This is a genomic window from Amylibacter marinus (assembly GCF_030160015.1).
Lineage (GTDB): Bacteria > Pseudomonadota > Alphaproteobacteria > Rhodobacterales > Rhodobacteraceae > Amylibacter > Amylibacter marinus.
Genome location: NZ_BSNN01000008.1, coordinates 38,342 through 60,339 on the forward strand (window position 1 = coordinate 38,342; position 21,998 = coordinate 60,339).

Genomic DNA, 21,998 nt, shown 5'->3' on the forward strand with positions numbered 1-21,998 from the left:
AGGTAATCAACCTGCGGAAAATTTCAGATTGACCTGTACCCTAAAACCGCGTTAGATAACCTCATTGCAACCGGTTGCAATTTTACATACATCGCGGGGGAGATCACTATGCAGGATATCGGAATAGGCATCGTTGGCGGTGGTTATATGGGCAAGGCCCATGCGACGGCCTATGCGGCAGTAGGCAGCCTGTTTGAAACCAACCTGCGCCCACGCCTAGAAATGGTCTGCGCAACATCGGATGCTAGCGCAGAGAAATACCGCACCAAATTTGGCTTCAAGCGCGCGACCTCTAACTGGAATGAACTGGTCAACGACCCTGCGGTAGAGGCCGTGATCATCGCATCTCCGCAATCCACCCACCTAGAAATCGCCAAGGCTGCCTTTGCCGCCGGCAAACCTGTTTTCTGCGAAAAACCATTGGGCGAAACCGTAGAGCAAAGCCGCGAAATGCTGGCCGCCGCACGGCAATCTGGCTGTATCCATATGGTTGGATTCAATTATATTCGCACTCCGGCATCCCAATATGCCCGCCAACTGATCGCCCAGGGGCGCATCGGGGATGTCACATGGTTTCGAGGTGAAAACACCGAAGATTTCCTGGCCGATGCCACCCTACCCGCCACTTGGCGCACCCAAGGTGCCGCAACGGGCACCATGGGAGACTTAGCACCCCATATGATCAACGCCGCGCGCGCGCTGATTGGCCCAATAACTTCGCTGGTGGCCAGTGTTGAGACCATCCATGTAGATCGCCCTGGCGGTAAGGTAACCAATGATGATCAGGCGCAGATGATGTGTAGGTTTGAGAATGGGGCACAGGGGCACATGTTTTTCAGCCGCGTGGCGACGGGACGTAAAATGGGCTATGCCTATGAAATATACGGCACAAAAGGCGCTATCCGATTTGATCAAGAAGATCAGAACGCCCTACATTTATATACCATGGAAGGCCCAGAGGCCGAACGAGGGTTTCGCAAAATTCTAACCGGCCCCGCTCATCCGGATTACCTACCCTTCTGTCAGGGGCCGGGCCATGGAACTGGATATCAAGATCAGATCATCATCGAGGCACATGACTTTCTACGCGCCATCGAAGAGGATCGCATCATCTGGCCAAGCTTTGAAGAGGGTATGGAAGTAAACCGCGTGGTCAAGGCCGCGCTCGAGTCCAGCGCCAAGGGTGCTTGGGTGAACATCAACGACTATTAGGACGAGAAAAACCTATGATTAAAATCGGTAATGCCCCCTGTTCGTGGGGTGTGGAATTCGCGGATGATCCGCGTAATCCGGATTGGCGCACGGTTCTTGCAGAAAATGCCAAGGCTGGGTTCAATGGCATCGAACTGGGCCCCATTGGCTATATGCCCGAAAACCCAGACGCTCTGTCAGAAGCCCTGAATGCGTTTAACCAAGAGCTGGTTGGTGGGGTGATTTTTCAACCCTTCCATGATCCTACCAAATGGGCGGACGTTATGGATGCATCAAAACGCACCTGCAAGGCCCTGCAGGCCCATGGTGCGCAAAATCTGGTGATCATCGACAGCATATCCGAGCGCCGCGCCCCGACCGCAGGACGTGCCAGCGAGGCAGAGCAAATGGATGACGCAGAATGGGCCGCATTTCGCGGTCGCATTGCCGAAGTTGCCCGCATTGGTGCCCAAGAATACGGGCTAACAGTTGGCATTCATGCCCATGCGGCTGGGTTCATCGATTTTGAACCAGAACTAGAGCGCTTGCTGGACGAGGTCGACAGCAGCATCCTGAACATCTGTTTTGATACCGGCCATCACTCCTATGCAGGATTTGACCCCGTAGCCTTTATGAAGCGCTACATCGCCCGCATCAGCTATATGCATTTCAAGGACATTGCCCCCAAGGTAAAGGCCGAGGTGGTGGAAAAGCGCACCGACTTTTACGAGGCATGTGCACAGGGGATTTTTTGCAATCTTGGCGAGGGGGATGTGGATTTCCCTGCTGTGCGCCAAGTGTTGCTGGACAATAATTTTGAGGGCTGGTGCACTGTGGAACAGGATTGCGACCCCGCGGGGGATACATCCCCGATTGATGATGCAATCTTAAACCGTAAGTATCTAGAATCCATTGGTTTTTAAGGGAGAGAAACCATGACTAAACTACGTTGGGGCATGATTGGCGGCGGCGAAGGTAGCCAAATCGGCCCAGCCCATCGTCTGGGATCTGGTCTGGATGGTCTGTTTGAATTTTGCGCAGGTGCCTTGGATCATCGTGCCGCCGAGGGGATCGATTACGGGCAGCGTTTGGGTCTGGGGGATCGCGCTTATGGCAGTTGGCAAGATATGCTGGCGGGCGAAAAGGCACGCGATGATCGCATCGATCTAGTAACCGTTGCCACCCCCAATTCTACGCATTTTGAAATAACCAAAGCCTTCTTGGAAGGAGGGTTTCATGTATTATGCGAAAAACCAATGACCATGACCGTGGAAGAAGGCGAAGAGATTGTTAGAGTTGCAGAGAGAACTGGCAATATCTGTGCAGTGAATTACGGGTATTCCGGCTATAGCCTTGTGCGCCATATGAAGGCGATGATCGCGCGCGGCGATATCGGCAAGGTGCGTCTGGTGAATGCAGAGTTTTCCCATGGTCACCACGCAGATGCATCGGATGCAGATAATCCCCGCGTTCGCTGGCGCTATGATCCCGCACAAGCAGGGGTCAGCGCGCAATTTGCTGATTGTGGCATCCATGCCCTACACATGGCTAGCTTTGTTACCGGCCAAGAGGTCACCAAGCTCTCTGCGGATACCATATCTTGCCTAGAGGGAAGAGAGCTCGAAGATGACGCTATGGTGAATTTTCGTATGGATGGAGGGGCAGTTGGCCGCCTATGGACATCCTCGATCGCCATAGGGCGTCAACATGGGCTTGGCATTCAGGTTTTTGGTGAAACAGGCGGTCTGCGTTGGTGCCAAGAGCAACCAAACCAACTGTTTTACATGCCTCTAAATCAACGCCTTCAGGTGATCGAACGCGGTGAGGCAAATCTATCGCCAGAGGCCGATCGCACCACACGCGTTACCATCGGCCATGCCGAGGGAATGCCCCTAGCTTTTGCCAATATATACACTGATTTAGCCGAAGCGATTAGCGCACGTAAGGAGGGCCGTGCAATAGATCCTGCGGCAAATCTATACCCCAAGGCGCCCGATGGTCTGCGCTCAATGTCGGCTGTGGTTGCCGTAGCGCAATCCGGCCAAAACGAGGGCAAATGGTTGGATGCCCGCCCGCCTATGTTTAGAGAATAATCTAAAATTTAGGGCGCGGGGCGCAGGGTCCCGCGCTCTACCAATGCGCACTTAAACAGATGCATCTGTGGCACGATAGAATTATCTTTGGTTAGCGCATCAACGCGATCAATGGATGCGGCGATAATGCTCTCCAACGGGTTGCTGATGGTGGTCAGGTTGATGCTCTCCCAGCCCGCCATCGCCATATCGTTCAGCCCTATTATCCCCACATCGCGCGGCACCTCCAGCCCGGCATCCCCAAGAGCAGATAGCGCGCCGATAGACAGTACATCATCCCCGCAGAAATAGGCATCAGCTGGCTCAGAACCCAGCAGGCGTTGCATCTCTGCGCGCCCTGCATCAAACGAATAGGCCTGAGCAAAACTCACGGTGAATTCAATCTGTGGGTGTTCCTTTAGGGCGCTTACGAATCCTGCCTCGCGGTCCATGGTAGAGGTTGCCTGCGCCGGCCCACCTAAGAATCCTAGGCGTGTATACCCCCGCGAGATCAAAGTATCCGCCGCTAACTTGCCTGCCGCAATGTTGTCGATACCAAGGATATCAACAGGCGGGTTTTCCCGGTGCCGCCCAAATGAATGCACAACCGGCATGCCTGCATCACGAAATGCCGATGAAAACCCCGGCGGTAATGTAGAGGATGCCACAATCACCCCATCCACAGAATACTGTCGCAGCATTTGCACCGAGGCATCTGGATCCGTCCCATCGGTTAGATTAACCAACAGTGGGCGCAGGCCCCTTTCCTGCAAGCCACGCGTGAAGAGATCAAAGACCTCTAGGAAAAACGGATTATGAAAGTTGTTTGAAACCAAGCCTATCATCTTGGTACGCCCTGTGGTCAACGACGAGGCCAATGCATTAGGGCGATATCCCAATTCAGCGGCGGCCTGCATAACCTTGGCACGTGTCTTGGCCGAAACGGATGCCCCCTCGGTAAAGGTACGTGATACCGCCGAGCGCGATACATCTGCCAGTTTTGCCACATCTTTTAGCGTAACCGCCATGCGCTCTCCTATGGTTGCCCAAAAGCGTATCGCGAAAGCAGGATTTGTGCCATGCAAAAATGCGAAAACAGTATATTTAACCCAGCTTTGATGATTTTTTCCCGCAACTGTGCGGTATTTAGGGGTCAACCCCACTGAACATCGAATTTCCGCACCAAAGACCGTATCTGGGGGTCGCTAAGCAAGCGCAGGTTGGCGCCGCGCGTAATCAGGGCAAGCTTTGCGGTCTCTTCCAGCTCTTCCATGGCAAAGATCGCCGCCTCTAGGGTTTTGCCAGCAACCACAGGGCCGTGATGCGCCAGCAACACAGCCGCATGTTTAGCCGCAACACCGCGCAGCGCATCACCCATTTGCGCATCGCCGGGCAAAAAGAACGGCAGTAATTTCACCTTGCCAACCCGCATCACCCCATAGGCCGTCAGTGCCGGCAACACATTGTCTTCATCAATTTCTGGCATCACCGAAAGCGCAACAGAATGTGTAGAATGCAAATGCACCACCGCACCCGTACCCCCGCGCGTGTCATAGAAGGCCCGATGAAGCGGCATCTCTTTGGTTGGGGCCTGGCCGGACAACAGCCGGCCATCGGTATCGAGATGCGCGATATTTTCCGGCTCAAGAAACCCCATAGAACTGCCCGTGGGGGTCACCAACAAACTGCCATCCGAAAGGCGCAGGGAGATATTGCCCGATGAGCCCCCCGTAAGACCGCGATCGAACAGCGACTTGGCCCATTTTGCTATGGTATCGCGTTTGGCGGTTATTTCGCTCATTCTGTGCCTTTCAAGATATCCAGTGCCGATTGGAAGAAATCCTCTGCACCAAAATTTCCAGACTTTAGCGCAAGGGCCAAATTCAGATCCGGCACCGATACTGCGGGCACACCTGCGGCAATACGCGGGCCAATTTCCAAGAGCTCTAGCCCAAGGCCGCGCGTGACCGCCCCCGAGGTCTCTCCCCCTGCCACGACCAATCGTTCTATCCCGCGCTGTGCCAAGGCCTGTGCCAAGGATGCAAAAAAGTCATCAATCTTTCGAGCCACATTTTCACCGCCAAAGGTTTTCTGGGCGCTTTCCACATCCACCGGATCGGCCGATGAGTAAATTAAAGGAGGGGCTTCTTGGGCCATAACCCAATCACAAAGTGCGTCCAAATTATATCTATCGGCCATCAAATTGTCGACGATCAAACCAAGCGAGGGCGCCTGCTCTTTGTAACATTTGATCTGGGCACGGGTCGCGCGAGAACACGACCCCGAAAGAACGACGCCCTGCCCTTTTTGTCCCGAAAATATTGGGCAAGTACTTGTTTGTTCAAAATTTTCCGGAAGGCCCAGCGCAATCCCAGATGCGCCAACGATCAGTCTTCGCCCCTTTAGCGCGGGGGCGATGGCCCGCAGGTCAACATCACTAATTGCATCGATAATGACCATGGCTTTGGGGCCTTGTAGAACCGTTCGAATTTCCTCACTCCCCTTCGATACCGTGGCATAGGGAATATGGGTTACATCCCAAGTCGTTTGTGCCTTTAGCACGCGGCGGATATCGGGATCAGTCATTGGGGTTAGAGGGTGATTTTGCATCCCGCTTTCATTTAACAAACGCCCCTGTACGAACAAATGCCCCTGAAAAAGCAGGCGCCCGTTTTCTGGGAAGGTAGGGCAGATCGCTACGCGGGTTTCGCCCACTTCATTCGCCAGCGCCTCGGCCACAGGGCCGATATTGCCACTAGGGGTAGAATCGAAGGTCGAGCAGACCTTGAAAATGACCTGCTCGGCCCCCTGTTCGCGCAACCATCGACAGGCCTCTAGGGATTGTGCCACGGCCTGTTGCACAGGTTCCGTTCTGGATTTCAGGGCCACAACTCCTGCATCAACCTTGGGTGGGGGTTTGGACGGAATGCCATTGAATTGTGCCACCCGCATCCCTCCCTCGGAAAGAGTAAGCGCGATATCAGACGCACCGGTGAAATCATCCGCAATCACGCCGATTTTCACGATGGAATCTCTTGATTGGGGCCTTGGTCTAGGCGGAATACAAATTCTGGGCCATCAACAGGAAAGTACTGCCGAACCAGCGGGTCATGGCCGGGGATGATCAGTTCCGGACGGCTGGCCAATTGATAGAGGCGCTCGAACCCTGCCAGCATCTCATCCATATCGGCCACAATGGGGAACGGCTTTTTCTGTGTGAAATTTTCATAGTAGTGGGCGGCGTCAGAGGCCAAACACACCCAGCCCACATCGGTTAGCACCCGCACGGCTTGCAGTCCCTTAGAATGGCCACCGATGCAATGCACGCTTATGCCCTCTGTGATCTGGCCGTCGCCTTGATGGAAAACCACCTGCCCTGAATAGACCCGTTTTACGGCCTCGCAAATGTGATCCGCGGTGAAGGGTGCGCGCAGCGCATGATCGCACATGCACGCCCCCGTGGCAAAGGCCATCTCGGCCTCTTGCAGGTGCAATGTGGCATTTGGAAACAGGTGCAAACCACCGGCGTGATCGTAATGCAGGTGGGTGACAATGACCTGCGTGATATCTGTGGCCTGTAGGCCAATGCTGGCCAGCGCTTTGCGTGGGTCCATCTGAATGGGGCGCTGACGGGCCGTCGCCTCGGTAGCATCATAGCCTGTATCAACCAAGATCACCTGATCGTCTTTTCGCAACACCCAAATGAAATAATCCATATGATGGGGCGCATCATGATTGTCATCGATGATGAAGCTGTCGGCGCGGGTGCGGGCATTGCGCCCTGCGTATTTTAGCGCGTGGATTTTCCAGCTCATTGCACCACCTGTGTATAGGTCGATATTTGTTTTTCTTCAATCATATCTGTTGCTATCCGATTGAACTCTAGAAAATGCGCGGTTTCTAGGTGGGTTTCAAACCCTGCCTTATCGTCATAGATTTCATATAGAAATACGGTCTCTGGGGTGTCTGAGTTTGCGCAAACATCGAATTGTTGACAGGCCGCTTCGCCTCGCGATTGGCGGGCATTTTCGATTACAAGGGGCAAAAATGCCCCTTGATACTGTGGCTTGATGGTGAAGGTTACAATCACTGCATACATTGACTTAGTCTCCATAATTTATCGGAACAGCTCGACCATGGTCATTGAAACCGCTGGCACATAGGTAACCAACAGCAATGCACCGATTGCCGAAATATACAATGGCGCCATGGCCCGCGCGATTGACAGCACACCAACCCCCGATATCCTAGAGGCTACATATAGCGTTGCCCCAACCGGCGGCGTAAACAGCCCAACCGCAACATTACAGGTCATGATAACCCCAAGATGAACCGGATCCACCCCAAAGGCCTGTGCGGTAGGCAAAAACAGCGGTGCCGTTAGCAGGATTGCCGGAACCGGATCCAGAACCAGACCCAAGATCAACAAGACCACATTGACCAACAACAAGAATACCCACGGGCTGGACGACATATCCTGTACAAATCCCACAAGAATTTGCGGCATTTGCTCTAAGGTAATTAGCCAACCCAAAACAGTGGTCGCACCAATCACCACCATAACTGTAGCACTCATAACAAAGGCATCGATCATCAACTTTGGCAAATCGCGGATTTTGAAATCGCGGTAGACAAACATGGTAACAATCAATCCGTAGACCACCGCCAGCGCCGCCGCCTCGGTTGGGGTAACCCATCCGCTGAAGATACCGCCCAAGATAAGGATCGGCATGAACAAGGCAGGTGCGGTGCCCACAAATGAGCGCCACAATTCCCCAGCGTCCGTCTTATACCCCCCAGGATCACAGCCGCTGGCCTTACCCACACGGTAACATACCGCCATAAAGAACAGCCCAAACAAGGCACCAGGGACCATACCGGCCAAAAATAAATCAGCAACAGATACGTTGCCCACAAAACCATAAATCAGCATGGGAATGGATGGCGGAATGATAATGCCAATAGTTCCTGCCGCCGCGACCAGACCCGCGGCAAAGGCAACGCTATAGCCTTGCTTGCCCATATTTTTAATCATCACCGATCCAATTGCTGCACTATCCGCAATGGCAGATCCTGATATTCCGCCAAAAATCATCGAGGCCCCAACAACGACCATGCCAAGCCCACCGGGCATGAACCCAAAGGCCGCCTTGGCAAAGCCGATAATGCGCAGACCGACGCCACCGCGACTCATCAATTCGCCCGCAACAATAAACAAAGGGATCGCCAAAAAATGATTGGGTTCAACACCGCCTATGAAATTCAGGTATAGCGCCTGAAGAGGAAAACCCAAATCAAAGACAATGATAGGTAAAACCGCAGTCAACAAGATAGCCCAGACAAGAGGCACCCCCAAGAAAACCGTGGTTAGGAATACGAATACGACAAATAATAGGGTCACAGAAGCTCCTCCGCGTCAGCGCCATCAGTGTGATGCGGGCTTTGGGGATCGGGCATGTTGCGCAGATCCGTGTAAAAATTGTACAGGTGAAATATCAAACTCAACGCAATTCCAACCGGCATAGAGGCGTATAACAGCCCGACAGGCCAATATAGTACGGTGGTTTTCTGCGCCCAAGTATGCTGTGAGATGCTATAGCCCGTCACGATCAGACTAAGCAGTACGCCGACGATGATAATATCGATGGCAATACTGAGAACCCGTTGTCCCCTCTTTGGGATCAAGCTTTCGACAATTTCGGTTACACGCATATGTGCACCGCGTGCCATGGCGGCAGCACAGCCCAAAAACGTGGTCCACAGTAGTAAGAATGCCGTAACTTCCAGCGACCATGCCAGATCAAATCCCGCAGCGCCGCGCAGGAATGCATTCACAAACACCAGTAAAACTATCGCACCACCGCCTAGAACAAGGCTGATATCAACCAGATTACTAAGCAGGCGTAAAGGCGCAGGATAGAGCGGTCGGTAATCCATCATATTCTCCCGATCGAATGATCGGGGCAAATGCCCCGACCAACATTTTATTATTTTGCGTCGCGAATTGCCTTGGCATCAGCCAAAATGCCATCAACGGCTTCGCTGCCATAGACATCGCGCGCCTTGTCATAAACGCTGGCTACGGCATCGCGAAACGGGCCAATTACCGGTGTATTCACCTTGGCACCAGCGGCGGTCATTTCCGCTAGCTGGCTTTCGACCGACCCCTTTACCAAATCGCGACTAAAGGCTGCGGATTCCGCGGCGGCCTTCGATATTGCGGCCTTATCCTCGGCAGAGAACGATTGCCATGTTGCCTCAGCAACAGTTAGAGGCAGCGGGCTGTAAACGTGGCGCGTTAGGGTGATATTGGGGGCAACTTCGTAAAAGCGTAGTGATTTGATGGTATCAACGGGGTTTTCCTGCCCATCCACTGTGCCTTGTTGGATAGCCAGATAAACGTCGGTGATCGGCATGACCACAGTTTGAAAGCCGATGGCCTCCATTGTCCAGCGGATCATATCATTTGGGTAAACCCGCATTTTGCGGCCCTCGGCATCTGCAGGAGAGTTTAGCTCCATACCCGTGGTATAGCTGCGAAATCCCGCCTCCCATGTAGATAGAACGCGAAATCCTTTTGCGGGTAGCTTGTCAAATTCACCCTGCAACCATGCGGATTTATCATACAACTCCCAGCCCTGCTCGAATGTATCAACCAAAAATGGCATTGCGGTTAGATTCAGGGATGGCAGGTGCGTTGCATATGATCCAGTAGCGGAAACCGTAAAATCGATGCCGCCCAATTGCAATTGTTCGATCGCCTTTGGATCATTGGCCAGTTGCCCTGCGGGGAATATACGCACCTCATGGCGACCATTGGTATACTCAGCTACCTTTTCTGCAAATATTTCCGCTGCGGCTTGACGAGACCCACCTGGATTATCGGTATGGCTGAATTTCAAAACATCGGCCAGCGCGGCAGTGGTGCCCAGCGACGCGATTGCGACTGTTGCCAACAATTTAATTAGTGGTGTTTTCATAATGACCTCCCATGGTCTTCAATTTGTTATTGCATTTTTTAACGTATACATTAAAAAAGACACTGTCAACAAACTCATTATCCCCAAATCGCAACACCGCGCTTCAGGGGAACAATTCACCAAGCTAGGGAACCCTATGACACAAAAATTTAAGATCGCAGTCTTCGAAGGAGATGGTATTGGCCCAGAAATTATGGCCCCCACGGTTGCGATTCTGAAGAAATTTTCACAACTTCGTTCTGACTATACCTTTGAATTCAATACGGTTCCTGCGGGGGCCGCGCACTACGCCACAACTGGGGAATCGCTACCAGAGGCATCACTACAAACCGCCAAAGATTCTGATGCTATTCTGTTGTCGGCCATGGGATTACCATCCGTGCGCTATGAAGATGGTACCGAAATTTCTCCGCAGATTGATCTGCGCAAGGAGCTGAATCTTTATGCGGGGGTGCGTCCTGTGCGTATTTCAAGGGGTCAGCGCACCCCCCTGAAATCAGAAGCCGAGGTTGATTTCATATTGATTCGGGAAAGCACAGAAGGGCTATTCCATTCCCAAGGCTCTGGCGAGGTCAGCGATACAGTTGCCCGCGAAACATTACAAATCAGCCGCGAAACCTCTGAAAAGCTGTTTAAGTTTTCATTTGAGTTAGCCAGACTACGGCAAAAATCAGGTCGAGGCCAAGGCCGGGTTACCTGTGTTGATAAGGCCAATGTGTTCCGCGCCTTTGCCTTCTTTCGTGCTATTTTTGATGAGGAGGCCGCCCGATATCCCGAGCTGATCGCAGATCACGCCTATGTTGATGCGACCGCCCTGTGGATGGTAGAAAAGCCAGAATCCTTTGATGTGCTGGTCACGGAAAATATGTTTGGTGATATCCTGTCGGATCTTGGGGCTGGCTTAATGGGCGGACTTGGATTGGCACCTTCGGCAGATATTGGCGATACTGCCGCGGTTTTCCAGCCCTGCCATGGGTCTGCCCCAGATATCGCAGGCCAAGGCATCGCTAATCCCTTTGCCATGGTTTTATCTGCAGCGATGATGCTAGAGTGGCTGGGAATCAATCACAATCAGCCCACCATGGTTGGCGATGGAACGCTTTTGCGTCTGGCAGTCGAGGCGGTGGTCGCGCGCGGCGTATATACCACGCGCGATCTGGGCGGTTCTGCAAATACGGAACAGGCCTGTGCGGCGGTCCTTGAGCATATATTGGAAAGTCTATGACTGTAAGACTACGCGTGGCCTGTTTGGGGGCTGGATATTTTAGTCAGTTTCATTACGAGGCTTGGGCGCGGATTGCGCGCGTAGAATTGGTTGGCGCCGCCAATCGAAACATCGCCAAGGCCGCGGCGACCGGCATTGCTGCCTTTGGCGATGTCCAGAGCATGGTTGAGGCGACCAAACCAGATTTATTGGATATCATTACCCCCCCAGAGACCCATCTAGCGGCAATTCGGGTGGCTATTCATGGAGGTATTAAAACCATCATTTGCCAGAAGCCATTCTGTCAAGATTTGGCCGAGGCCAAAGAGGCCATTGCCCTCGCACAAAACCATGGTGCGACCATCTTAATCCATGAGAATTTTCGGTTTCAGCCATGGTATCGGATGATGCGTCAGCACATAGATGCGGGCACCCTTGGGGATATTCAACAGATGACATTTCGAATGCGCACGGGCGATGGACAAGGCCCTGATGCCTATCTGGAACGCCAACCATATTTTCAAAAAATGCCCCGCTTCTTGGTACATGAAACGGCGGTGCATTGGGTAGACACCTTTCGCTATCTGTTGGGCGATGCCACCACCGTCTATGCGGATTTGCGCAGACTGAACCCGGTGATTAGCGGCGAAGATGCTGGGATTATTTTGATGGATCACACATCGGGGGCGCGCTCTTGCTTTGATGGCAATCGTCACTTGGACCATCAATCGGATAACCACCGCCTAACCTTTGGCGAGGCCCTGCTAGAGGGTACCCAAGGCACACTCTCCCTAGCGGGGGATGGATCTCTAGAATTGCGAAAATTTGGCACGACCAAAGCCCAGCAAATACTGGCACCGCTCAGCTATGCGGGCTTTGCGGGGGATTGTGTCTTTGGCTTGCAAAATCATGTGGTTTCGGGTCTGTTAGATGGAACTGAATTAGAGAACCCCGCGCAAGAGTATCTGCGGGTCATCGAAATTGAAAATGCTATCTATACATCTGCTTTAGAAGGCAAAAAACTGGAGCTATAACACGTGACCTCTTCTGTAAAATCTCAATCCAATTCCCAGAAAGCAGTTCAGGAATTAAGGTGTTTGATTTTCTCAGGCGAGCTGGCGGCCGGCACAGATCACCTAGAGGCAGAATTGGCCGCGAGACTAGGCATGTCACGCACCCCCGTGCGCGATGCGACCTTGATCCTTGCCTCCCAAGGTTTGCTGGAAGTGCGCCCCAGAAAAGGGGTACGCATACTAACGCTATCCGCTGATGACATGCATGAGATATACGAAGTTCTTACAGAGCTAGAGAGCCTATCCGCCGCCAGTGCCGCGCGTAAAAATTATGGCCCCAAAGACCTAGAGATGCTGGCAAAAACCGTAACAGATATGGAAACAGCATTAGCCGAAGAGGATCTCCAAGCATGGGCGAATGCAGACGAAGCGTTTCATAGCGAATTGGTGCGTCTTGGCGGCAACCGTCGCATCGCAAGTATTGTCGAGAACTTTAACGATCAGGTGCGGCGCGCGCGCGCAATGACTTTGAAAATACGCCCAATGCCTCATCAATCCAGCAAGGATCACAGTGCCCTTTTCCAAGCGATAGCACGCGGCGATGCCACCGCCGCACATCAGATACACTGGCAACATCGCGATAGCGCCCGTCAATTGATCACCGGTCTGTTAGAACAGCTAGGCCTTAGGCATTTTTAGCTTTGGCTGTCGCTCCGTTTTGGATTTCTAGTGCGCGCAGATAGGCGCAAATGGGTCAATGCGCCAGCACCGTATAACAGAATTACTACCGCAAAAACGCCCTCGTCCCCCATCCGCTCTAATACAAACAACAAAACAGGAGTCCCCAAATTCCCCATTTGCGCCATAGTGCCATTTGACAGTGCACGGTGATGCGCACTTTGGTTCAGCTCGGACACCGCCGCAAAACTCGCGCCTTGAACCAAGCCAAGACATGCAAAGACCGCGATCAACACCGCCTGCACATCTCCCCCCAGAAAAGCCATTCCCATCACTGCAGCGGATATTGCAAACCCCACTGCCGCAACCTGTACCGCACGCATAAACAACAGCAGGACAGAAACCACCCCCAACGCCACCGCAATCGTTAGAAGTGGCATCAGCAACACAATGAAAGAGGTATCTTGCCCTATCAACAGCCTTGGCATTAGCGCCAACAAGGCCACAAATGTAGCGGCATAGAACAGCCAACCGATCCCCGGCCCAAAAATACGGGTTTGCTGATAGGCTACTTTGTGATCTGCCCAGATTGCCTTTTGGGTCATGGGGGTATTGGGGCGCTTGATCTTCAGATCCAAATTGCGAAACCCAAAAAACACCACCAGAGCAAGCCCCGCCATAAATACCCCATGCCCAAACAATACCATGCCAAGACCAAACTCCTGTACAAGGGGTAATCCCAGCCACGCCATCAGCGCAAATGCTACACCGAAAAACGTGCTCCAGAGGGTCATGGTAACATGGCGTATTGAAGCAGGGCTAATCTGTGCCATCAATGTGGGGGCGACCACCACAACGATCAAGTGTGACACCCCTTCGAGCAGACGCAACAGGATCATAATGCCAAAACTAGGTAACAGGGATTGGCAAATCGAGGTAACCGCGCCAATGACCAGACCAATGACCAACAGGCGCTGATACCCGAATTGCGCGGCAAATACCCCGGCCGTTAAGCCAAAAAATATTCCAATCAGGCTGATGATAGACAGCAGCCACCCCAACCCTGCCCCAACATCGGGATAGAGGGCGCGATAGCTCTCGAAAGGAACAGCGATTTTCGCAAACTGCAACGCCGCACCAATTCCCGCAAGCCACAGAAGGCCGACTAGAAAAATTGCGCGCGCGCGCCCATCACCCATGGCCAGAGTGCCATAGCTTGGCAAAGGTGAACTGGCCTGCGAGGTTGGTCATCTATGCGCCTTCAGAGACACCAGCCTCGGCAAATGTTGCCATGCCGGAATGACAGGCAATTGCGCCGCGCAGAACCCCCAGAGCAAGGGCTGCACCCGATCCTTCGCCCAACCTTAGTCCTAGGTTTAACATTGGTTCCTTGCCGAGCTGGGCCAACAACGCTGCATGGGCCTGTTCATTGGATTGGTGCCCTGCAACACAGTGATCAAGAGAGTTCTGAGCACTGTGTTGCAAACATGCCGCGGCCGCACAGCAGATAAACCCATCCAAAATCACTGGAATAGAATGGGCGCGCGCGGCAGCGATTGCGCCGACAATGGCCGCCAATTCTCGCCCACCTAAACAGCGTAGGGCCTCTAGGCCATTTTGTCTGGCGGATGGATTTGCCTCTAGCCCCGCCTCCACCACTTGGGCCTTGGTTGCAAGACCTGCGGCGTCTACCCCAGTACCTGCTCCGACCCAATCGTTGCCCACACCTCCATACAGCGCCAAGGCAATTGCCGCAGCAGAGGTGGTATTGCCGATACCCATCTCACCAGCAACAAAAACATCAGCCTCTGGATTCACAGCCTGCCAACCGGTCTGAATCGCGTAAATACAATCAGCCTCGCTCATGGCGGGGCCTTTGGTGAAGTCACCCGTTGGAGTATCTAGGTTCAAATCAATGGCGCTTATACTTGCACCGAATTCTTGGCAAAGCTGATTGATCGCGGCACCGCCATGACGGAAATTCGCAACCATCTGTGCGGTTACATCCGCTGGAAAGGCTGAAACCCCCTGTGCAGTAACCCCATGATTGCCAGCGAAAACCACCACCTGAGGATTGGTAATCCGCGGCGCAGCAACGCGGCGCCAAGAGGCAAACCAAATTGCTAGATCCTCTAGCCTGCCAAGAGCCCCCGGCGGTTTGGTCAATTGCTCGTTTCGCTCTTTGGCAGCCAGAGCAACATCCGCATCAGCATTGGGTTGCCTGCCCAAAATATCGGCAAATTCCGCCAGCGAATTAAAGAGAGAAGAGTTCATTTTGGCACCCCGATGTAGGTTAAGGATAGTCTTGCAATGTCATATCGCCATTTAGTAAAAGGTGAAATCCTAAAAACGAAATGATTACCCAGTGAACGACGAAATTTCAGAACCGCTCTTTGAACTCCATGACATTTGGGCGGCATTTAGCATATTAACCCGTCTGCCAGTGCCGGTAGATCATACCCGCGCGGGTCTGCGCGCCAATAAGGCTGTCTGGGCCTATCCATTGGTGGGCGCTGGAATTGGGGCGATCGCAGCAGTGTTTGGTTATGCATTGCTGGCGTCATCCGTACCAGTTGAGTTCTGCGCGGCGATTTGTATTTTGGTCTTAATCGCGACCAGTGGCGCATTGCACGAGGATGGCTTGGCCGATTGCGCCGATGGGTTCTGGGGGGGGAATAGCACAGAGCGGCGTCTTGAGATCATGAAAGACAGCGCTATTGGTGCCTATGGCATGTTGGCCCTAATTGGTTTTTCGCTGGCGCAGTGGTCCGCGGTTGCACAGTTAATGCAAGAAAATATTTTTGCGTTGTTTATCGGGCTTGGCGCGATTAGCCGTCTACCGATGGTACTGGGGATGTGGATCATACCCAATGCGCGCGCAAATGGCATGTCAGCCAGCGTGGGAATGCCCAGCGCGCAATCCGTACAATTGGCCACAGGACTAAGCATAATTATAGCGGTGATCTGTTTTGGCTGGCAGGGTATTTTTATTTGCACCGCGGCCCTGATTGCCGCGGGCGGATTGTTTGCCTTGGCCGATAAAAAAATTGGCGGCCAAACGGGAGATGTGCTGGGAGCCAGTCAAAAATGCGCCGAATTAGGCGCATTTTTATGTATTTTCATGTTATAGGGCCACTTGCATTATTCGGCCGCAATGGTTGCCTTGGCCTGTTTATAGGTCACCAAGCGGCGTTCTGCCTCGTCCCATAGGTTCAGCTTAACACCTTGGATGCTCTCTTTGATCGTTAGGCGCTGAGCCTCTGCTAGAACGGGATGGTCACGCAGGATATCAGGCAGGCGGTAAAACGGAATGCGCGCATAGAGGTGGTGCACATGATGAATGGCAATATTCGCGCTAAACCAATTGAGAACACCAGGAAGAACGTAGTGAGAGCTGCCCTCTAGGGCCGCTTCGTGGATATCCCAATCTTCTTCACGATCCCAATGGGTATCTTCGAACTGGTGCTGAACATAAAACAGCCAAACACCCAAGGACGCAGCGATGATGGTGCTGGGCAAGAAGATCAGCAACAGAGGCTCTAGCCCGCCAAAGTAATATATGGTGCCCAAAATCGCGGCGATCAATGCATTCGTACCCATAGCGCTGGTCCAATATTTGATACCCGCACCCATAAATCCAATCGGTAGGCGGTTTTGCAACAGGAACAGATAGCTGGGCGCAAGAATAAACAGTACGAAAGGGCTACGATACAGACGGTACAACCATTGATCACGCCCAGATAATTCGCGGTATTCCCGCACTGTCAGCGTGTGGATGTCGCCCATGCCCTGACGTTCTAGATTGCCGGATGCAGAGTGGTGGATAGCATGTGAGCGACGCCAAACATCATAGGGGGTAACGGTCAAAATACCCAAAGCACGCCCGACCCAGTCTGCGACTTGGCGGTTTTCAAAGAACGATGCGTGGCCACAATCATGTTGGATGGCAAACAGGCGCACAATTAGCCCGCCGATAACCACTGAAATTGCCAGTGTTAGCCAATAGGATACCGACAAAGCCCACCATGCCAAGGCCCACAGCGCTACAAACGGAAAGATTGTGACACAAAGCTCAAAAATACTACGGCCATAAGAGGGCGTACGATAGGTCGCTAGAACCTTAATCCATTCACGCGCGGATCTAACCCGATCTGCGTCATCGCTGGTTTCGAAAACTTTGTTCATATTGCTCCCACCTTGCTTCATTCATTCACCGCGCTGCTAACATGTGCGGCCCGACGAGGGATTAGCCTGCCGGTATTTCTGCGCTCCTGTTTTTCACTTAATGCGGTCTGACGCAACGGAAGAGTTGATAAAACACCAAGTTTTTGGCCCAAATTCTTGAATATTATCGGCACAAAGGTCTTTGACCTTCGTTCCATGCCACGCTAAACCCGCAGAAAATAAAGTGGTGCTAAAATGAGCGAAGACCTTAATCCGCAAATCTATTTGATCACACCGCAGGTGGCGGAGCTGTCGTTTTATACAACAACCCTGCCATTGCTGCTGGATCAGGCCGATATATCATGTCTGCGATTAGGTTTAATCAGCAATGATGAAACCAGTATCAGTAAACATGCAGATGCCCTGCGCGAGGTTGGTCATGCGCGCGATATTTCGGTGGTAATCAACGACCACTATCGCTTGGTAGAGCCATTGGGTCTGGATGGTGTGCACCGTGTTGATGGCGCAAAATCTATACGCGATATTCGCGCCGAATTGGGCACCGAAGCGATTGTTGGCGCACATTGTGGGGTTTCAAAACACACTGGGATGAACGCGGGCGAAGCTGGGGCTGATTACATCTGCTTTGGCCCTGTGATTGCAAATAACCTAAATGATGGTCAGATTGCAGAATACGAAACCTTTCATTGGTGGTCAGAATTCGTCGAATTACCTGTCATCGCCGAGGGGGGGCTAACGCTTAGCGCTGTAGAGCAGCTAGCTCCTGTTGCGGATTTCTTTGCCTTAGGCGAAGAAATTTGGCAGGCAGGTGACGATGCGCCGGCGCTATTGGCGCAGTTTTCAGAGCGCCTTAACGGGTAGTTAAGTCTTGGCGCACGATGGTTTCCGCCTGTTGGGCAAGCGCCTTGCGATCCTTGAAATCTGTGACCTTTAGCGGAGCGTGGAAGATGATTTCGACGCGACCTTGGCGCAGACTGCCGACAACCATAACAAAGGCCTCGACGAAATCCATATCCCCCCACCAACCATAGAAATCATCGCGCTGACCGCGCGGCGACAGATAGTTCACGGTTACCGGTTGAATCCACGTAAGGGCTGCCAGCTCTGGTTCGAAAAAAGCGGCAAACAGCGTGGGCTTAAATGGCAGAACCCGCTTGCCATCGGTGCTGGTGCCCTCTGGGAAAAACAACAGTCGATCCCCCGAAGATATTCGATCCAAGAAAACCTGCTTTTGAAGGGCAGCATCGGTGCGCTTGCGCCGAATGAAAACCGTGCCAATCCCCCGCGCCAATGCACCCACAAGTGGCCAGCCCTCGACCTCGTCTTTTGAAACGAAATAGATTTTCTGAACCGCATTCAACGTTAGAATATCAATCCAAGACCCATGATTTGCTACCACCGCACCAGCATGTTGCATGGGCGCACCACGACAAGACACCCTAAGGCCGATGATCCCTACAGAGATCCGACAGGCAACCCTAACGATGGATTGCGCTAGATTGCGCGCACCCAGCCTACGGGCCAGAAACATCGGGCCAAAAAGCCCAAAGATTACCACCGCCATAGCAACGACCCGCAGCCCAAGGGCCACCCAGCCAAGGGCCGTGGGGCGGCGCATTTCCGTACCTTCACTATTCCCCCATGAATGCATCTACCGCACCCCCTGCGAATACAGCTGTCTTTGTTTTGGGTTCATACGCTGAACATCCAGTAACAGGCAGACATCCAATGTATTAAAGGCCGTATCGACAAATGCCCCCTGCCCCACAAATCCGCCCAAGCGCAGATATGATTTAATCAGAGGCGGAATTTGCCCAAGGGCCTTTAGGCGGTCTATTTGGTGTTTTTCGACCATATCCATCGCGACCGCGTTTTCACCGATGGCCTGTACCCGTAAGTCATCTGGTGCCAAATGATAGTGATGCAAATAAGATAAGGCCTGCGCATAGTCCCTTGGCTCGATCCCCGAGAAAGACGCTACCCCAAACAGAACATCAATTTCATTTTCCATAACAAATCTGGTGAGCGCCTGCCAAATAAGGAACAGCGCAATGCCCCCGCGATGTTCGCGCGCAATACACGAGCGCCCCACCTCTAGCAACCGGCGCCCAGAACCAGTTAGTTTTTGAAGATCATACTCAGATCTTCCATAAAACCCCGCACCATTTCGCGCCTGTTGGTCGGTGATCAAACGATAGGCCCCCACCACATTCTTTCGCGGATCAGGACAGGTGGAATCGATCAATATCAGGTGCTGGTAGTATTGATCGTAGGCATCAATCTCGATCTCTGCCGCATGGGCATCTTGGCCGACCTGCGCGCCTTTCTCTGCCACAAACACACGGTATCGCAGGCGCTGTGCCGCAGATATTTCCTCGACGGATTGCGCTATTTTCACACTGTACTGGGATTGTTGTAGTTTCATATTAACCGTTTATTAAAAGTCATATCCTAGCGTTCTGCTACCTTGGATGTTCGGAAAAACAATTTGTCTTCCCGCTAGGGTTGTGTATCATTTACCAAAACCAATGAGACCTCGGCCCCGACAATGACAACCTTGCCCATTTCTTCAAAGTTCACCGTTATTTTACCTGCGATAACAGATTGCACTTGGCCCAGCCCCCAGTCCTGGCGTTGAGGGTTTCGAACCAAATCGCCGGGGGTTAAAAATTCATTCACTGCTCTAGACCTTGGATTGCTTCATGACACAATCATACACTAAAAATTCTGACATTGCATCGTTAATCACCTCTCGGATTTGCCATGATTTGGTCAATCCTCTGGGCGCTATTAATAACGGTTTAGAGCTAATGGAGCTGTCTGGAACCCCTATGAGCGAAGAGTACATGTTGCTGTGCGATAGCGTCAAAAACGCCAATGCACGGGTGAACTTTTTCCGCGTGGCCTTTGGGCCTGCACATAGTCAAGCCATGAGCAGCGCCCAGGTTCACACGTTGGTAGAGGATATGTTTTTGTCTGGGCGATGCCGCGTGAAATTAAACATCACCGGCGAACACCCGCGCGAACAAATCAAGATGTTGTTTTTGATCATTCAATGCTGTGAGAATGCCCTACCGCGCGGAGGGGACATTTCAGCAGCGCACATGGATGGCAAATGGCGTGTCCGCGCTCGGGGGGCGCGTATTCAACGCGTTAACACCCTGTGGGATCATCTGGAAATGGGCGCCGATTCAGATATATCGGCGGCCGATATTCATTTTGCAATTGCCCGCGAGTACCTAGAATACACTGGCGCGCAATTGGCGGTCGAATTTCACGAAACCGAGGTTTCTATTCTCCTAACGGAGTCAATCCCTTCTTAAAGCGGCGATAATTGGCCTGATAGATCAATGCGCTTTGAGTAAGCCCGGCAATCTCCGATTCCGATAATGCGCGAGCAACCTTGCCCGGGGATCCCAAAACCAAGGATCCATCGGGGATTTCCTTGCCTTCTGTGATCATAGCACCTGCTCCAATTAGGCAATTTTTGCCGATTTTTGCACCGTTTAGAACCACAGCCCCCATGCCGATCAGAGAGTTATCCCCCACCTGAGCCCCATGCACGATCGCCCCATGCCCAACAGTACAGTTCCGTCCAAGACGCAACGGAAAACCAGGATCGGTGTGAAAGGTACAGTTTTCTTGCACATTGCTGCCAGCGCCTAGAGTAATCGGTTCGTTATCCCCGCGCAGAACGGATCCAAACCAAATCGAAACGCCTTGTTCCAGCTGTACATTCCCCAGAACCGTGGCACTGGGGGCAATCCAATAATCCTGATTTTCTGGCAACGTCGGCGCAAGCCCATCCAATGCATAAAGTGTCATTTTAAGGCCTCAAATTCGCTATCCAGTTTCTCTACATGTTGATGTAAATCATTGCGCCGCAAGCGTTTGGTGCGCTCAGCGATCAGGATCGACTTCAGTGTCTTGAATGACCGCTGTAGATCGTCATTTACAATCAGATACTCATATTCTTTCCAGTGGCTGATTTCATCTTTGGACTTTTCCATCCGATAGGCCACAACATCATTCGCATCCTGCCCACGCGCCACAAGGCGGCGTTCTAATTCCGCGATTGATGGAGGGAGGATAAAGATAGAAACCACATCCTTAGCCATGGCGGAATTCCGGATTTGCTCGCCGCCTTGCCAATCCACATCAAAAACCACATCTATCCCATGCGATACCGCCTGTTCAACCGGCTCCATCGGTGATCCATAGCTATTACCAAAAACCTGTGCGTGTTCCAGCATCCCGCCCCGATCCACTATCTCTTGGAATTCGGCCGGTGTTTTGAAATAATATTCGCGCCCCTCTATTTCGCCCGGGCGCGCGGATCGCGTGGTAGCAGATACCGAGAACCGCAAGGACGGATCCCATTCCAACAACATGCGCGACAGGGTCGATTTTCCAGCGCCCGAGGGCGAAGACAAAATGATAAGTAATCCGCGGCGACTGCTGGACATAGAGAACTCCGAGTGTAATTTGCAACTCATTTGATCGAATTACCCCGATAATTCAAGCCAAATCCCGAAAAAGCTCTGAGGCACATCGGCGGATTTCAGCTTTAACAAATTGAGAAAACTGACGAGTTTACAGATTGTTAACCAAGAACAAGTTAACCATACACTAACTCAACGGTCTCAATTTGATCTAAATTGTGGCAATAAAATGC

At 52.4% G+C, this 21,998-nt stretch carries 25 protein-coding genes; 9 read left to right on the forward strand and 16 right to left on the reverse strand.

Translation table 11 applies throughout. The features are described from left to right. The first annotated feature begins 108 nt into the window (after nucleotides 1–108). The 3 genes from QQL62_RS11620 to QQL62_RS11630 are packed head-to-tail and all read left to right on the forward strand — an operon-like array spanning nucleotide 109 to nucleotide 3,284. Nucleotides 109–1,212 (forward strand): Gfo/Idh/MocA family protein, encoded by a 1,104-nt coding sequence (locus QQL62_RS11620; RefSeq protein WP_284379352.1) that lies wholly within the window; start codon nucleotides 109–111, stop codon nucleotides 1,210–1,212. Nucleotides 1,213–1,226: 14 nt separating this feature from the next. Continuing rightward, on the forward strand, nucleotides 1,227–2,114 hold the full coding sequence (locus tag QQL62_RS11625) for a TIM barrel protein (RefSeq protein ID WP_284379354.1): 888 nt from the start codon (nucleotides 1,227–1,229) through the stop codon (nucleotides 2,112–2,114). 12 nt (nucleotides 2,115–2,126) lie between these two features. Continuing rightward, complete coding sequence (locus QQL62_RS11630; RefSeq protein WP_284379355.1) at nucleotides 2,127–3,284, forward strand: Gfo/Idh/MocA family protein; 1,158 nt, start codon at nucleotides 2,127–2,129, stop codon at nucleotides 3,282–3,284. An 8-nt stretch (nucleotides 3,285–3,292) separates the two neighbouring features. Here the strand turns inward: QQL62_RS11630 and QQL62_RS11635 are convergent, their stop codons facing one another. The 8 genes from QQL62_RS11635 to QQL62_RS11670 all read right to left on the reverse strand — a co-directional run bounded on the left by QQL62_RS11635 (nucleotide 3,293) and on the right by QQL62_RS11670 (nucleotide 10,243). After that, a complete protein-coding gene (locus QQL62_RS11635; protein WP_284379358.1) occupies nucleotides 3,293–4,291 on the reverse strand; it encodes a LacI family DNA-binding transcriptional regulator in 999 nt (332 codons plus the stop codon). Nucleotides 4,292–4,416: 125 nt separating this feature from the next. Further along, nucleotides 4,417–5,064, reverse strand: a complete 648-nt coding sequence (otnC, locus tag QQL62_RS11640) for a 3-oxo-tetronate 4-phosphate decarboxylase (protein WP_284379360.1) — start codon at nucleotides 5,062–5,064, stop codon at nucleotides 4,417–4,419. Then, nucleotides 5,061–6,287, reverse strand: coding sequence for a 3-oxo-tetronate kinase (otnK, locus tag QQL62_RS11645; RefSeq protein WP_284379363.1), 1,227 nt, complete (start codon nucleotides 6,285–6,287; stop codon nucleotides 5,061–5,063). Before otnK ends, otnC begins: the two co-directional genes overlap by 4 nt. Then, nucleotides 6,284–7,078 (reverse strand): N-acyl homoserine lactonase family protein, encoded by a 795-nt coding sequence (locus QQL62_RS11650; RefSeq protein WP_284379366.1) that lies wholly within the window; start codon nucleotides 7,076–7,078, stop codon nucleotides 6,284–6,286. The genes otnK and QQL62_RS11650 overlap by 4 nt, the downstream gene beginning before the upstream one ends. After that, nucleotides 7,075–7,362, reverse strand: coding sequence for a putative quinol monooxygenase (locus QQL62_RS11655; protein WP_284379368.1), 288 nt, complete (start codon nucleotides 7,360–7,362; stop codon nucleotides 7,075–7,077). The genes QQL62_RS11650 and QQL62_RS11655 overlap by 4 nt, the downstream gene beginning before the upstream one ends. An 18-nt stretch (nucleotides 7,363–7,380) precedes the next feature. Further along, the gene (locus tag QQL62_RS11660) at nucleotides 7,381–8,664 is read right to left on the reverse strand and encodes a TRAP transporter large permease (protein WP_284379373.1); all 1,284 of its coding nucleotides are present in this window, start codon (nucleotides 8,662–8,664) and stop codon (nucleotides 7,381–7,383) included. Further along, nucleotides 8,661–9,203: a TRAP transporter small permease gene (locus QQL62_RS11665; protein WP_284379377.1), complete on the reverse strand. Its 543-nt coding sequence runs from the start codon at nucleotides 9,201–9,203 to the stop codon at nucleotides 8,661–8,663. Before QQL62_RS11665 ends, QQL62_RS11660 begins: the two co-directional genes overlap by 4 nt. Before the next feature lie 47 nt (nucleotides 9,204–9,250). Beyond that, complete coding sequence (locus QQL62_RS11670; protein ID WP_284379380.1) at nucleotides 9,251–10,243, reverse strand: TRAP transporter substrate-binding protein; 993 nt, start codon at nucleotides 10,241–10,243, stop codon at nucleotides 9,251–9,253. 136 nt (nucleotides 10,244–10,379) lie between these two features. On the opposite strand from QQL62_RS11670, the gene QQL62_RS11675 reads away from it, so the two are divergent. Genes QQL62_RS11675 through QQL62_RS11685 form a run of 3 tightly spaced genes read left to right on the forward strand, consistent with a single transcriptional unit; the run spans nucleotide 10,380 to nucleotide 13,159 of the window. Then, on the forward strand, nucleotides 10,380–11,468 hold the full coding sequence (locus QQL62_RS11675) for an isocitrate/isopropylmalate dehydrogenase family protein (RefSeq protein ID WP_284379381.1): 1,089 nt from the start codon (nucleotides 10,380–10,382) through the stop codon (nucleotides 11,466–11,468). Further along, nucleotides 11,465–12,481 (forward strand): Gfo/Idh/MocA family protein, encoded by a 1,017-nt coding sequence (locus tag QQL62_RS11680; RefSeq protein ID WP_284379382.1) that lies wholly within the window; start codon nucleotides 11,465–11,467, stop codon nucleotides 12,479–12,481. The genes QQL62_RS11675 and QQL62_RS11680 overlap by 4 nt, the downstream gene beginning before the upstream one ends. A gap of 3 nt (nucleotides 12,482–12,484) precedes the next feature. Continuing rightward, nucleotides 12,485–13,159 (forward strand): GntR family transcriptional regulator, encoded by a 675-nt coding sequence (locus QQL62_RS11685; RefSeq protein WP_284379383.1) that lies wholly within the window; start codon nucleotides 12,485–12,487, stop codon nucleotides 13,157–13,159. On the opposite strand, the gene QQL62_RS11690 is transcribed toward QQL62_RS11685, so the two are convergent. Further along, nucleotides 13,156–14,337 carry an MFS transporter gene (locus QQL62_RS11690; RefSeq protein ID WP_284379385.1) on the reverse strand — a complete coding sequence of 394 codons (1,182 nt, stop codon included), beginning with the start codon at nucleotides 14,335–14,337 and terminating at the stop codon, nucleotides 13,156–13,158. The two genes, QQL62_RS11685 and QQL62_RS11690, sit on opposite strands and share 4 nt — an antisense overlap. Nucleotides 14,338–14,389: 52 nt before the next feature. Next, nucleotides 14,390–15,412 (reverse strand): nicotinate-nucleotide--dimethylbenzimidazole phosphoribosyltransferase, encoded by a 1,023-nt coding sequence (gene cobT / locus QQL62_RS11695; RefSeq protein WP_284379391.1) that lies wholly within the window; start codon nucleotides 15,410–15,412, stop codon nucleotides 14,390–14,392. Between the two features lie 91 nt (nucleotides 15,413–15,503). On the opposite strand from cobT, the gene cobS reads away from it, so the two are divergent. After that, nucleotides 15,504–16,268: an adenosylcobinamide-GDP ribazoletransferase gene (cobS, locus tag QQL62_RS11700; RefSeq protein ID WP_284379394.1), complete on the forward strand. Its 765-nt coding sequence runs from the start codon at nucleotides 15,504–15,506 to the stop codon at nucleotides 16,266–16,268. Nucleotides 16,269–16,279: 11 nt separating this feature from the next. On the opposite strand, the gene QQL62_RS11705 is transcribed toward cobS, so the two are convergent. Further along, a complete protein-coding gene (locus QQL62_RS11705; protein ID WP_284379397.1) occupies nucleotides 16,280–17,323 on the reverse strand; it encodes a fatty acid desaturase in 1,044 nt (347 codons plus the stop codon). Between the two features lie 234 nt (nucleotides 17,324–17,557). Here QQL62_RS11705 and QQL62_RS11710 point away from each other — a divergent pair, with 234 nt between their 5' ends. Beyond that, nucleotides 17,558–18,184: a thiamine phosphate synthase gene (locus QQL62_RS11710; RefSeq protein ID WP_284379399.1), complete on the forward strand. Its 627-nt coding sequence runs from the start codon at nucleotides 17,558–17,560 to the stop codon at nucleotides 18,182–18,184. Here the strand turns inward: QQL62_RS11710 and olsA are convergent. From olsA to QQL62_RS11725, 3 genes are all read right to left on the reverse strand, one after another. After that, nucleotides 18,174–18,974 (reverse strand): lyso-ornithine lipid O-acyltransferase, encoded by an 801-nt coding sequence (gene olsA, locus QQL62_RS11715; protein WP_489146094.1) that lies wholly within the window; start codon nucleotides 18,972–18,974, stop codon nucleotides 18,174–18,176. The genes QQL62_RS11710 and olsA overlap by 11 nt on opposite strands. Next, nucleotides 18,975–19,748 (reverse strand): GNAT family N-acetyltransferase, encoded by a 774-nt coding sequence (locus QQL62_RS11720; protein ID WP_284379403.1) that lies wholly within the window; start codon nucleotides 19,746–19,748, stop codon nucleotides 18,975–18,977. 74 nt (nucleotides 19,749–19,822) lie between these two features. Continuing rightward, complete coding sequence (locus QQL62_RS11725) at nucleotides 19,823–20,002, reverse strand: DUF3553 domain-containing protein (RefSeq protein WP_284379405.1); 180 nt, start codon at nucleotides 20,000–20,002, stop codon at nucleotides 19,823–19,825. A gap of 23 nt (nucleotides 20,003–20,025) precedes the next feature. Between QQL62_RS11725 and QQL62_RS11730 the strand changes: the two genes are divergently transcribed. Beyond that, nucleotides 20,026–20,646 (forward strand): histidine phosphotransferase family protein, encoded by a 621-nt coding sequence (locus QQL62_RS11730; RefSeq protein WP_284379408.1) that lies wholly within the window; start codon nucleotides 20,026–20,028, stop codon nucleotides 20,644–20,646. On the opposite strand, the gene QQL62_RS11735 is transcribed toward QQL62_RS11730, so the two are convergent. Together QQL62_RS11735 and gmk are read right to left on the reverse strand one after the other, a co-directional pair. Continuing rightward, nucleotides 20,615–21,148, reverse strand: a complete 534-nt coding sequence (locus tag QQL62_RS11735; RefSeq protein WP_284379411.1) for a gamma carbonic anhydrase family protein — start codon at nucleotides 21,146–21,148, stop codon at nucleotides 20,615–20,617. The genes QQL62_RS11730 and QQL62_RS11735 overlap by 32 nt on opposite strands. After that, nucleotides 21,145–21,789 carry a guanylate kinase gene (gene gmk, locus QQL62_RS11740; protein WP_284379414.1) on the reverse strand — a complete coding sequence of 215 codons (645 nt, stop codon included), beginning with the start codon at nucleotides 21,787–21,789 and terminating at the stop codon, nucleotides 21,145–21,147. The genes QQL62_RS11735 and gmk overlap by 4 nt, the downstream gene beginning before the upstream one ends. Nucleotides 21,790–21,998 lie beyond the last annotated feature (209 nt).